General features: G+C 51.3%; 8 protein-coding genes. 2 read left to right on the plus strand and 6 right to left on the minus strand.

Features of this window, described 5'->3' with window-relative positions; translation table 11 throughout:
- Positions 1 to 567 precede the first annotated feature (567 nt).
- The gene (locus PsAD13_RS00005) at positions 568 to 2,526 is read left to right on the plus strand and encodes a M23 family metallopeptidase (RefSeq protein WP_063316955.1); all 1,959 of its coding nucleotides are present in this window, start codon (positions 568 to 570) and stop codon (positions 2,524 to 2,526) included.
- Positions 2,527 to 2,570: 44 nt separating this feature from the next.
- On the opposite strand, the gene PsAD13_RS00010 is transcribed toward PsAD13_RS00005, so the two are convergent.
- Together PsAD13_RS00010 and clpB are read right to left on the minus strand one after the other, a co-directional pair.
- Complete coding sequence (locus PsAD13_RS00010; protein ID WP_063316956.1) at positions 2,571 to 3,170, minus strand: DUF998 domain-containing protein; 600 nt, start codon at positions 3,168 to 3,170, stop codon at positions 2,571 to 2,573.
- A 162-nt stretch (positions 3,171 to 3,332) separates the two neighbouring features.
- Positions 3,333 to 5,912 (minus strand): ATP-dependent chaperone ClpB, encoded by a 2,580-nt coding sequence (clpB, locus tag PsAD13_RS00015; protein WP_063316957.1) that lies wholly within the window; start codon positions 5,910 to 5,912, stop codon positions 3,333 to 3,335.
- A gap of 207 nt (positions 5,913 to 6,119) precedes the next feature.
- Here clpB and PsAD13_RS00020 point away from each other — a divergent pair, with 207 nt between their 5' ends.
- Positions 6,120 to 6,890: an MOSC domain-containing protein gene (locus PsAD13_RS00020; protein WP_063316958.1), complete on the plus strand. Its 771-nt coding sequence runs from the start codon at positions 6,120 to 6,122 to the stop codon at positions 6,888 to 6,890.
- 118 nt (positions 6,891 to 7,008) lie between these two features.
- Here the strand turns inward: PsAD13_RS00020 and PsAD13_RS00025 are convergent, their stop codons facing one another.
- The 4 genes from PsAD13_RS00025 to ptsP form a co-directional block, all read right to left on the minus strand.
- A complete protein-coding gene (locus PsAD13_RS00025; protein WP_084404603.1) occupies positions 7,009 to 7,737 on the minus strand; it encodes a DUF4167 domain-containing protein in 729 nt (242 codons plus the stop codon).
- 410 nt (positions 7,738 to 8,147) lie between these two features.
- Positions 8,148 to 9,032: a peptide chain release factor N(5)-glutamine methyltransferase gene (gene prmC / locus PsAD13_RS00030; protein ID WP_063308781.1), complete on the minus strand. Its 885-nt coding sequence runs from the start codon at positions 9,030 to 9,032 to the stop codon at positions 8,148 to 8,150.
- Positions 9,032 to 10,105, minus strand: a complete 1,074-nt coding sequence (prfA, locus tag PsAD13_RS00035) for a peptide chain release factor 1 (RefSeq protein WP_057463460.1) — start codon at positions 10,103 to 10,105, stop codon at positions 9,032 to 9,034. Before prfA ends, prmC begins: the two co-directional genes overlap by 1 nt.
- 84 nt (positions 10,106 to 10,189) lie before the next feature.
- Entirely contained in the window at positions 10,190 to 12,454 is a 2,265-nt protein-coding gene (gene ptsP, locus PsAD13_RS00040) for a phosphoenolpyruvate--protein phosphotransferase (protein ID WP_063305908.1), read from the minus strand.
- Positions 12,455 to 12,503 lie beyond the last annotated feature (49 nt).

Genomic DNA, 12,503 nt, shown 5'->3' on the forward strand with positions numbered 1-12,503 from the left:
AAATCTTTGGTGTTCTGAAAAACGTAAACTAAGTCAGCTATTCCGTAACAGCGTCTTGTTACCAAGACACTCGCGAATAACCGCCGTCCACGTTTCTCTTTCTTCTTCCGTATTCAATTGTCAATGAGCGGAGACTTTCGCCTCAATATCCAGACTTACAAGACCTCTTAAAAACCCCGTAAATCCTTCTGTTTTTGTGCCTCCAGAACCGCGCCTCAGTGGCCCGCCCCGGTGGCGTGAAGCGGGTTATAGGGATATGAGCTGACCCTGTCAACGAGCCTTGAGAGAAAACTTCAAAATTTTCACAGGACTGGGGAAACTTTTTCAATAATCGCAAACCCTGTATTTATATGGTGCTTAAAATCGTGGTTTGCCAGCCAAATTCATTATTTTCTCGCCAATCCCATTTTTTCTATAATTTTTCATAGTATCAGCGACAAAATCCAGCCGTATTTGTCTTTCATCAGTTGTCCCTATCTTCAGCATTGTCTATCAATCGTAAACACGTAATGCAGAACTCTGCTGCAGATGGCATCTCTGCCGATTTGGGGAAAGATAAGTAGCTCGATGAATTCTGGTAGGTTCCATACTAATGGAAGGCCTTCCGTCAATCTTGGCAATGAACCTGCTTTGATGGTGGACAGCCTTGCAAGTTCGTCTGACCAGCCTGCACGGCTTAATGGCCGTTGGTTGATCGGGACGATCCTGACCGGCATGACCTCCATTGTATTAATGGGTGGTGCGTTGATGGCTGCGCTTGATGGCCAGTACACCTATAAGACAGCAAAAGCCCCCGCGAGCACTTCAGCAGATCTGACACCACAGCGTAATTCCAGCGGAAAAGGCGACCGCCTGAGCTCCGCAACCGACGGCTTCTCCAATCGGCAGATCATTGAAGTAAATACAGTGACCCGCAGCGATGGCCGTGACCACGTAAAAGCCAAGCCATATGCGCTCGTCAGCGCAAGCCTTGAGAATATCAAGAAACAGGAAACAGCTGCAGACATTCCGCCATTCGACCCGATCACTATGTATCAGGGAGAACAGGTTGCTCCGTTACAGGTCGCCAGTGATGCAATCTACGGTGCCGACATTGAAGGCGAAGTCTCCATTTCTCAGCGCGACTTCCCACTGGAAGCTATGAGTATGGTCGCTCTTCCCGATCATAAAGAAGAGGCCGTTCAGGAGCAGGTCAAAAAAGCAGCGATGTTCATGCTGGATAATTCCACTGACATTGCGGCTGTGCCGAGCCTCGAAGACTTCAATGCAGGCTTTGCTCCACTTTCAGAACAGTCATTTGAAAACATCGAAGTCCGCATTACAGAAGAAAACGTTTCCTTCCAACCCAAGTCCCGTAAAATCTCCCAGGCCAATCAGATCGAAGAACGCATAGTTCCAATCCTGACCCAGACTGACTTTATTGACATTCTGCTGGATGGTGAGGCTTCTGAGAAAGAAGCGGAAGGCTACATCAAAGCATTTACCGAAAACTTTGGCATCGACACAATCAAAGCTGGTCAGATCTTCCGCCTGTCCCTCAACACGGACAAGATCGAAGAGGACGACGGAATTCTTGTACGTGTCAGCATCTATGAAGATCAACGTCATGTAGGGACCATCGCACCAAACGATGAAGGCGAGTTTGTCGTCGCACCTGAGCCGTCCACACAGATGGCCGCAGACGCGTTTGCATCACAGCAGCAAAACTCCGTTGGCCCTCGCGCCACCTATTATGACTCGATCTACCAGACTGGTCTTGATAACGACGTCCCAACATCCCTCATCAAAGAACTCGTTCGCATCTATTCTTATAGCGTTGACTTCAACGCCTCCGTAAAAAGCGGTGATGAGATGAGCGTCTTCTATGGCCTTGATGCAGACCAGACCACTGGCGCCTCCGAAATTCTTTATACATCCATCACCGTGAATGGTCGCTCACACCGTTTCTACCGTTTCCGTACACCAGACGATGGTGTCGTCGACTATTATGATGAGAACGGTCAGAGCGCGAAGCAGTTCCTGCTCCGTAAACCAATTGCAGCGGGCCGCTTTACATCTGGCTTCGGCATGCGCCGACATCCAGTTTTGAAAACCCGCCGTTTGCACACCGGCACGGATTGGGCCGCTCCTCGCGGGACCGCAATCTTTGCAGCTGGCGATGGGGTGATCCAAAAAGCCGCTTGGTCAGGCGGTTACGGAAAACGCGTCGAGATCAAACACGCCAACGGTTATGTCACCACATATAACCACATGACCCGCTTTGGTTCTGGCATTCAAAAAGGCCAGAAAATCAGACAGGGCTCCGTTATTGGGTATGTGGGAACCACTGGGCTTTCAACGGGTAACCACCTCCACTATGAAGTGAAGGTGAATGGCCGCTTCGTGAACTCCCTGAAGATCAAGGTACCGCAAGGCCGCATCCTTGAAGCTAAGGTTCTTGAGAACTTCAAGCGCGAACGCGACCGCATTAATGCTCTGATGGAAACAGGCCGTCCAAGCCAGCGCGTCGCTTCACTACGGAACTGACCTCAGTTCATCAAAGGGATCTCACGATTAAAGAGTAAATAGCGTCAAACTACTTGCTCTTTATGATAGCGCTTGCGCATCAGGATCACGAAAAACCAAAGATAAATACCAGTCTCCAACGCACGTTGCATGAGGCCACTGAAAGCGGTTTCCTTAGATAGACTGAAGAGCATCACCAGCAAGATCAGCCCAGGCGCCACCCAAAACGATCTTTCAGCTTTGGCATGAGACAACAAACACAATCCCACAACAGCGCAGAAATAGGCCAAAAAGCCAGCTGCCGTATGTAGGAGTTGGCTGTGTGTTGGATCATCCATGCTGCACTCAAAATCACACGGAAAGAACGCAGCAACAGCGATAAGCAGCGGATAGCCCGCAAAAATCATCAAGCCAACACGCTCTGCACGATTTCGCATCAGATAAGCAAAGCAGATCACGAGGCATGGTAGCAGCAGCAGCTCCACAACCGCAAAACCCCAATAATTCACGGCAGGCCCAAACGGAGCGCCGGTTGCTCCAAGAGCGCTCATAAACTGTGAGATATGGTCGTAATCTGGATAAAACTGGCCGCCAATGACAACAGTCGCAGCAAGCCAGAGATAACTGACAACTACAAGCGATATTGCAATATCAACGTGTCTCATGCCCGATGCCCTGCCCCCTAACCAACACTCATGCTTTAGTCTGCATGACTAGACACTAAAAGCACACTTTCGAACAGTCGCTTTATGTTTCTGAGTATGTCCACAAAGCACAAAAAAGGGCCAGAAAATCCGGCCCTCTTCTTTAATTCATGATCCAATCTGTCAGGTCGTTTCAAAAAGCAGTCTGTCCGTTCCCGCAGAGACCCGGATGGCCTGACCGTCAGAGATTGATCCAGCCAACAGCATTTCTGCCAATGGATCCTGCACTTGTTTCTGAATAACGCGCTTCAACGGTCGTGCACCATAAGCCGGGTCATACCCTTTCTCGGCAAGCCAACCCATAGCGCCATCATCCAGCTCAAGCTCCATCTTCCTGTCATCCAGCAGCTTTTGCAAACGAGCCAACTGAATTTCAACGATCCGAGACATCTGAGCTCTTTGCAAGCGATGGAACAGAATAATCTCATCCAGACGGTTCACAAACTCAGGACGGAAGTGCGCTTTCACCGCATCCATCACCGGCCCACGAACAGCATCAGCATCTTCACCTTCGCTCTGGGAAGCCAAAAATTCTGACCCAAGGTTCGACGTCATGATGATCAGCGTATTGCGGAAGTCCACAGTCCGGCCCTGCCCGTCCGTCAGACGGCCATCGTCCAGCACCTGAAGCAGAACGTTGAACACATCGCCATGAGCTTTTTCAACCTCGTCAAACAACACCACCTGATAAGGCCGACGGCGCACGGCTTCTGTCAGAACACCACCTTCCTCATAACCAACATAACCCGGAGGCGCGCCGATCAGACGAGCAACACTGTGCTTTTCCATGAACTCAGACATGTCTACGCGCACCATGGCGGTCTCATCATCAAAGAGATAGCTGGCGAGCGCTTTGGTCAGCTCTGTTTTACCAACACCAGTTGGGCCGAGGAACATGAACGAGCCAATTGGCCTGTTCGGGTCCTGCAACCCGGCACGAGATCGGCGCACGGCAGTAGAAACAGCATGAACAGCTTCCTGTTGACCAACAACACGTTTGGCCAGCTCATCTTCCATACGAAGCAGCTTTTCACGTTCGCCTTCCAGCATCTTGTCGACGGGAATCCCAGTCCAGCGAGACACAATCTGAGCAATACTCTCACTGCTCACGGTCTCATTGAGCATGGTGTTATCGACATCTTCCGCTGTCTGGGCATTCAAGAGCTTCTTTTCCAGATCAGGAATAACGCCGTAAGCCAACTCACCCGCTTTAGCCAGATTACCGATACGCTGCGCCTGCTCCAACTCGGTGCGTGCTTCATCCAACTGCTCTTTAATTTTCTGCTCGCCGCTCAGCTTATCTTTTTCAGATTGCCAGCGTTGTGTCAGTGCATTGGATTCTTCTTCCAGATCAACCAGCTCTTTCTCAAGGCGCTGAAGTCGATCCTTCGTGGCGTCATCATCCTCTTTCTTGAGCGCTTCCCGCTCAATCTTCAGCTGAATGATACGGCGGTCCAACTCATCCAGTTCTTCCGGCTTGGAATCCACCTGCATGCGCAAGCGGCTGGCGGCTTCATCAACAAGGTCAATCGCCTTATCCGGCAGGAAGCGGTCCGTGATGTAACGGTTCGACAGCGTGGCCGCAGAAACAATCGCACTATCTGAAATGCGTACACCATGGTGAAGCTCATACTTCTCCTTGATGCCACGCAGAATAGAAATCGTATCTTCAATCGTTGGCTCACTTACAAACACAGGTTGGAAACGACGGGCCAGCGCCGCATCTTTCTCAACGTGCTTGCGGTATTCATCAAGCGTGGTCGCACCGACGCAGTGCAACTCACCACGCGCCAGCGCAGGCTTGAGAAGATTGGAAGCGTCCATCGCTCCATCTGCTTTCCCAGCCCCAACCAGCGTATGCATTTCATCAATAAAGAGGATCACACCACCAGCAGCGGCTTGCACCTCATTCAAAACACCCTTCAGGCGTTCTTCAAATTCACCACGATATTTCGCACCAGCGATCAGTGCGCCCATATCCAGTGCAAGCAGTTCCTTGTCTTTCAGGCTCTCCGGCACATCACCATTGACGATGCGCAGCGCAAGGCCTTCAGCAATTGCGGTTTTACCAACGCCTGGCTCACCAATCAGAACCGGATTATTCTTGGTACGGCGGGAGAGAACCTGAATGGCACGACGAATTTCCTCATCACGGCCAATCACAGGATCGAGCTTACCGTCGCGGGCTGCTTCAGTCAGATCCTGAGCAAATTTTTTCAGAGCGTCGTATTGATTTTCAGCAGATGCGGAATCCGCAGTACGGCCTTTACGCACTTCGTTGATAGCTTCGTTCAGGGCGTTTGGCGTGACACCACCTTGAGCGAGAGCCTTACCTGCCTTGCTGTCTTTATCCATAGCAAGCGCAAGCAGCAGCCGCTCAACGGTGACATAACTGTCGCCTGCTTTCTCTGCAATTTTCTGGGCTTGTTCAAAAAGGCGAGCGGTTTCAGGCGCTAGGTACAGCTGTCCATTGCCGCCGCTCACTTTAGGAAGCGCGGCCAGATCAGTCTCAATCTGTAGGCGGACATCCTGCACACGTCCTCCGGCCCGTTCAATAAGACCAGCAGACATGCCCTCGCTGTCATCCAGCAAGACCTTTAAAATATGTGCGGGAGTAAACTGTTGATGCCCTTGTCCCAGAGCGTATGTTTGCGCAGACTGAATGAACCCACGCGCACGGTCGGTGTATTTCTCAAAGTCCATATATAACTCCTATGTGCCGTGTCACCCGAAGCATGACGAAGCATTTTGGGAGGATCCGAGCCTCATAAAGAGCACCCGAAGCAGGAGACTTCCCCCTGCACTCTTCATATAGTAGTTCAAACTGCCGACAAAAGAGGGTCCTCGCAAGATCTTACCACAATCCTTTGTTCCTCATAGTTTCGAATAGCTTAAACAACGGAATTTAATATGACTTTTTCGCCTGCGCATATCACCGCACTCGCAACACATCCAGTTAAAGGCTTAACGGCTCATCCACTTCAGACCACCACAGTAGAAGCCGGAGCTGTCTTCCCGCTGGATCGTGCCTATGCGATTGAAAATGGTCCATGCGGTTTCGATCCAGCAGCTCCTCAGTACATTTCAAAGAGCAAATTTCTAGTGCTGGTTCGTTATGAAGACGTGGCGCAGGTCAAATGCACATACGATCTGGAAAACAAAAGCATCACTCTGTCCAAGCCAGAGAGTGAAGACATCACGTTACCGCTGGAAACAGCTGAAGGACAGGATGCACTCGCAGCCTACTTCACAGCACACATGGGTGAAAAAGCCACTGGCCCGCTCAAAGTCCGCCACGCAGACGACCATGCTTTCACGGATACCGCTGAGAATTTCGTACATGTCGTGAATTTGGCCAGCGTGAAAGCGCTTTCTGAGACTTTAGGCGTGGAGATTGATCCAAGACGCTTCCGCGCAAACATCTATGTTGAAGGCTTGGCAGCCTATGAGGAGTTTGACTGGGCCGACAAGAAAATCCGTTCCAGTTCAGGCGTAGAGTTCAAATTCGCGAAACGCACCCGCCGCTGCGCTGCCGTAGATGTAAATCCAGTCACAGCCGAGCGCGACACCAACATCAACAAGGCGCTTCATGGTTCACTGGGGCATATGGATGTTGGTATTTATCTGGAAGTGCTCAACAACGGCACACTTTCCGTCGGTGACACACTCATCATTGAGTAAGCCAGCACCCACAACGAACTATTTGCCAGTCAGCAAAAAGAAAACCCCGCCTTTTGAGCGGGGTTTTTCATAGATCTCCGGCAAACCAGTGAGCCAGCAAGCACATCATCAGACGTGCTTAGCTTTCACCGTCTCCGGTTGTTTCCAAAGCCGCAGGTGCATCCTCAGCAGGAACACGAGCTGTACGGGTACGCTGTGAACGAGCTGCACGAGGTGTGCGAGCACGAGGCGTACGACGTGGCTTCGTAGAAGCTGCATCATCTTCACCACCTTCAGGTGCCTCAGCTGGCGCTGCTGCACTTGCGGAGGATGAGGAAGGTGTACGACGAACACCACGACCACGAGTGCCACGAACACGACGGCGTGCTTTGCCATCATCTTCGTCAGCTGGTGCAGATGCGTCTCCCGAAGCCTCTGCATTCTCGTCAGCCGCTGGAGCTGTTTCGATAAACGGCTGAGGCGTATCCAGACCGATCACAGGCTGAGGGGTTGCAACCGCAACCTCTTGCTCTTCAGTCGCTGCCACAGCGTTTGGTGTTTCAACAGCAGCAGGTGCAGCTTCATCTTCTGTACGCGCAGAAGGAGCAGCAGTCTGTGTGCTTTGGGGTTGAGCCGCAGCGACGATGCGCTGGTAATGCTCTGCATGCTGATAGTAGTTCTCGGAGGTTACACGGTCCCCGGAGGCCTGAGCATCACGCGCAAGTTGCTGATACTTTTCAGCAACATGCAATGCGGTACCTCGGATCTTAACGTCCGGTCCATTTGACTCAAAAGTACGTGTCAATGGATTTGGAGCTTTACGCCCCCGTCCACGCATGCGCTTGTTATTCTGATTTCCTGGTCTCATTCTGCCGTTAACTTTCCGGAATAGCAATCGAACCTAACTGTGAGGTTCATGGGAGTAAGATCTCCCGGATTCCAAATGCCGTTAATAAGCCTGCGTGTTGATGAGCACAAAGGCTATCAACATCGAAATGCAATCGCATTCGATCGTATAACTGCTTCAATGCGATATCCGACATCTGATCGCAGCAATACAAATGCATTGCTCTCTCAGTTCAACGATACGAGGGGTTGCTCAACTATCTGCTTTGAAACTATCAACCGACGTCTCTGCCAGGCTCGTCTCACAGTCAGTGAGTGCCCATCCCCATCGTTTTCAGCTTTTAGCTGGTATCGCTTGTCGGCGAGATGAAACTATCTCGTTCCGACGTATTTTCCAAGGGCTTTTTTCCAGATAATTGAATTCTTCGCCAATCATGGAAAAACTACAACAATCACCCTTGGTTGACCGGCCAGATCATGTTCACAACAAGCCTCCAATCCTACGAGTTCCCTCGCAAGAGTTGAAAGTTCATCGGCTTGATCAAACCCGATCTCCATAAGAAGTCCACTATTTCTCTTAAGAACTCGTTTAGCGTTGCCTATCAATTCTTTATAGGCAGTAAGACCATCCACTCCACCATCAAGCGCCAACATAGGGTCGTGCTGCTTAACTTCATGGCTTAGTCCTTCAATAACAGAGCTGCGAATGTACGGCGGGTTACTCACAACAAAATCATAAGATCCACTCAACGCATCCAGATATGAACCGCGAACTGGGATAAAGCGGTCACGAACCTTGTTGTTTGCTGCGTTTCGTTGCGCAGTCTCCAAAGCCTCTTCACTGATATCAACAGCAAGACAAATTGCATTGGGCAATTCAGTCAGGAGCGCAATCGCAACCGCTCCTGTGCCAGTTCCAATATCTGCAAAAACCCATTCTTTTTCCAAGTCGCCATGGGCCTGACAAAACGCTATCGCAGTTTCAACCAGCGTTTCCGTGTCCGGCCGCGGCTCCAATGTTGCCGAAGACAACGAAAACTCCAGCCCCCAAAACTCCCGCTTCCCTAGAACACGTCCTACCGGCTTTCCAGCAAGGCGTTCTTCCACATATCGGGAAACAACCACCAGCGTCTCAGGCTTGATCACCTGATCATATTCCAGAATCAGGTTTCTCGGCTCAATTCTAAGGGCTTCTGCAACAAGGACACGTGCATCCAGATCAGCTTCAATCAGACCTGCATCACGAAACAGGCTCCGCACCGCTAGATACAAAGCCTGCACATTTTTGAGGTCGAAATTATCGAAGAGGCCGGACATTAAAGTCCTTCATCGGCGAGCAAGTTCGCTTGATGATCCATAATCAGAGCATCAATCACTTCACCCGTAGCTTCGCCTGCGATCATCTGGTCAAGCTTATACAGCGTCAAACCAATACGATGATCAGTCACACGACCCTGAGGGAAGTTGTAGGTACGGATACGCTCAGAACGATCACCGGAACCAACCTGAACACGGCGGGCCTCGGTCCGCTCATTCGCAGCACGCTCACGCTCAACATCGTAGATCTTCGCCCGCAGCAACTTCATCGCGCGGTCTTTGTTCTTATGCTGAGAGCGCTCATCCTGCACGGCAACCACAATCCCGGTTGGATTGTGCACAATACGAACAGCGGAGTCAGTCGTGTTCACGTGCTGACCACCTGCACCAGATGCACGGTATGTATCGATGCGCAAATCAGCAGGGTTGATCTCAACGTCCACTTCTTCAGCCTGCGGAAGAACAGCAACGGTCGCCGCGGACGTATGAATACGACCACCAGATTCGGTCTCAGGCACTCGCTGTACACGGTGAACGCCAGACTCAAACTTCAGCTTACCAAACACTTCCTGACCAGTCACAGCAGCAACGATTTCTTTGAAACCGCCCATGTCCCCCTCAGAAGAGGACATCACTTCAACTTTCCAGCCATTATTGTCTGCAAAGCGCTGATACATACGGAAAAGATCACCCGCAAACAGCGCAGCCTCGTCACCACCTGTACCGGCACGCACTTCAAGAATAACATCGTGAGAGTCAGCTTTGTCTTTTGGCAAAAGCCCAATGCGAACTTGCTGGGTTAGCTCTTCAACAACACCAGTCAGCTCATCACGCTCAAGCTGTGCAAGCTCTTTCATCTCCGCATCGCTTTCAGGGTCTGCCAACAGTGCTTCCGCACCTTCCAGATCACCCTCGGCTTTGCGAAGTTCACGAATGGATTTCACAATTGGATCGAGTTCCGCATAATCCCTTGAAAGCTTGATATATACATCCGGCGCAGGACCAGATGCCATCTCGGCCTCAATACCTTCAAAGCGTGCTAGCAGTGTGTCTAGTTTTTCTGGTGCCAGCATTTCGCGGCAACTCCTCAAGCGTTAGGCAGCTAATCTAAAAGCGCGACAGCCTCTCGGGTCTGCGGCAATCGAAATATACGCTGCTTATACCGGAATATTATTTTCGGATGCAAAGTTCGCCAGGAACTCGCGAATGTCGTCCGTCCCTTTACCCGCTTCCAATTGTTTCAGCAACTCTTCTGAAAGTGCTGATAGATCCAAAGAGCGTAACATCGCCTTAACAGGACCAATAGAAGCCGGAGACATAGAGAGATTTCTATATCCGATCGCCAGCAAAGCCATCGCAGCAAGAGGTTGGCCGCCAAGCTCACCGCAAAGGGTGACGGGCGTATCCATCTTATCGCCAATAACAACGATCTTACGCAATGCGCGTAGGAAACTAGGAGACAGAGCTTCAAATCGCTCCGCAACCAGCGTGTTGCCTCGATCAACCGCATAGAAGAACTGGAACAGATCGTTGGAGCCAACAGAGACGAAATCCACTTCCTTGTAGATCTCTTCAAGCTGGTAAAGCAGCGCCGGAACTTCCAGCATAACACCAAGTTTCAGCTCTTTAGGCGTATCATGACCGTGCTGGCGCAGATGCTTTAGTTCGCGCTCAACATAATCCTTCGCCTGCTGAAATTCAGAAACATCTGCCACCATCGGGAACATGATGCGCAAGGAGCGCCCTGCCCCTGCATGCAACATTGCTCTGATCTGAGTACGCAGCAAACCCGGACGATCAAGCCCAAAGCGGATCGCGCGCCAGCCCATGGCCGGGTTCTCTTCCTGTGCCAGACGCAAGTAAGGCAGAACTTTATCACCGCCAATATCCAGAGAGCGGAAGGTAACTGGCTTGTCACCAGCTGCATCCAGCACCTTGGAATACAGTGTGTGCTGTTCCTGCATTCTTGGGAAAGCAGAGGCCACCATAAATTGCAGTTCAGTACGGAAAAGCCCAACACCATCAGCGCCGGCGTCTTCCATACTTGGCAAATCAACCAGCAGACCAGCATTCAGCTGAAGCTTAACATCCACACCGTCTTTGGTAATGGTCGGTTCATCACGAAGTTGGCGATAAATTTCCTGACGCTTGGAACGTAGACGCACCTTGTCTGCAAAAGCTTGTTCAACATCATTGGCTGGACGGAGGAAGATCTGACCGATCTCACCATCCACAATGATGGCATCAGTCGCTTCCACCAGGGAAACAATGTCTTCAACCTGCCCAACTGTCGGAATGCCAAGCGCACGCGCAACAATGGTCACGTGACTTGTCGGGCCGCTTTCTTCCAGAACGAGGCCTCGAATACGATCCCGATCATAATCCAGCAGCTCAGCGGCGCCCATGTTACGCGCAATGATGATGGCGTCTTTCGGCAGATCATCTTCGCCGCTGTGGTTCTTGCCCATCAGCTCGCGAATGAGGCGGTGCGCCAGATCATCAAGATCATGCAAGCGCTCACGCAAATACGGATCTGTCTGCCGGAGCATCTGAGCACGTGTATCGCTCTGAACTTTCTCAACAGCAGCTTCAGCCGTCAAACCATTGCGGATCGCTTCATCAATCTTCCGGATCCAGCCGCGATCATAGGCAAACATCCGGTAAGCTTCCAGAACTTCACGGTGTTCACCGTGCTGGGAAAACTCACCACTTGCCAACATATGATCAAGCGACTGACGCAAGCGCGTGACAGATTCTTCGAGGCGCTTCTTTTCAGTGTCCGCATCCTCGGCAATCAAATTGGTGATAACCACACGAGGTTCATGCAGAACAACGTGACCAAGACCAATACCATCAGCAAGGGCGACGCCCTTCAGATGCATCGGACGGATCACATCAATCGTTGTGCCTTGCTGTGCAATTGCTTCCAACTCACCAGCCGCGACCATCTCCGCGATAACCATCGCGGTGGTCTGCAGGGCTTCCACTTCGTCTTCAAAGTAGGTCCGATGGTCTTTGTTCTGGACAACAAGCACGCCAAGCGTACGTCCCGCACGCAGGATCGGCACGCCAAGGAAGGAGTTGTAGTTCTCTTCGCCCGTCTCTGGACGATAGGCAAACGCCGGGTGCGCCTGCGCATTTGGTAGGTTCAGCGGTCTGGCATCAGAGGAAATCAAGCCAACAAGACCCTCACCAACCTTCAGAGAAGTATGGTGAACCGCGTCCTTATTAAGGCCCTCTGTCGCATACAGCTCAAGAACCCCATCCGCGCGCAAAATGTACACGGAACACACTTCCGCAACCACGTTTGCCGCGATCAGACGTACAATCTTGTCGAGCCGTTCCTGCGCATTAATCGGCTCCGCCATCACTTCACGAAGCTTACGGAGGAGTACGCGCGGTCCGGCCAAGCTGCTGCGCATGCTCCGCCCTACCTATAATTCTGCTGGCCTTTTTAACAGGCCACGTTGT

Source organism: Pseudovibrio sp. Ad13, assembly GCF_001623225.1.
In the GTDB taxonomy this organism is placed as follows: domain Bacteria; phylum Pseudomonadota; class Alphaproteobacteria; order Rhizobiales; family Stappiaceae; genus Pseudovibrio.

What these genes read in the sequence shown, in the direction of transcription:
- PsAD13_RS00005 (WP_063316955.1), top strand. Translation starts at nt 568, where the DNA reads ATGAATTCTGGTAGGTTCCATACTAATGGAAGGCCTTCCGTCAATCTT.
- PsAD13_RS00010 (WP_063316956.1), bottom strand. Translation starts at nt 3,170, where the DNA reads ATGAGACACGTTGATATTGCAATATCGCTTGTAGTTGTCAGTTATCTC.
- clpB (WP_063316957.1), bottom strand. Translation starts at nt 5,912, where the DNA reads ATGGACTTTGAGAAATACACCGACCGTGCGCGTGGGTTCATTCAGTCT.
- PsAD13_RS00020 (WP_063316958.1), top strand. Translation starts at nt 6,120, where the DNA reads ATGACTTTTTCGCCTGCGCATATCACCGCACTCGCAACACATCCAGTT.
- PsAD13_RS00025 (WP_084404603.1), bottom strand. Translation starts at nt 7,737, where the DNA reads ATGAGACCAGGAAATCAGAATAACAAGCGCATGCGTGGACGGGGGCGT.
- prmC (WP_063308781.1), bottom strand. Translation starts at nt 9,032, where the DNA reads ATGTCCGGCCTCTTCGATAATTTCGACCTCAAAAATGTGCAGGCTTTG.
- prfA (WP_057463460.1), bottom strand. Translation starts at nt 10,105, where the DNA reads ATGCTGGCACCAGAAAAACTAGACACACTGCTAGCACGCTTTGAAGGT.
- ptsP (WP_063305908.1), bottom strand. Translation starts at nt 12,454, where the DNA reads ATGCGCAGCAGCTTGGCCGGACCGCGCGTACTCCTCCGTAAGCTTCGT.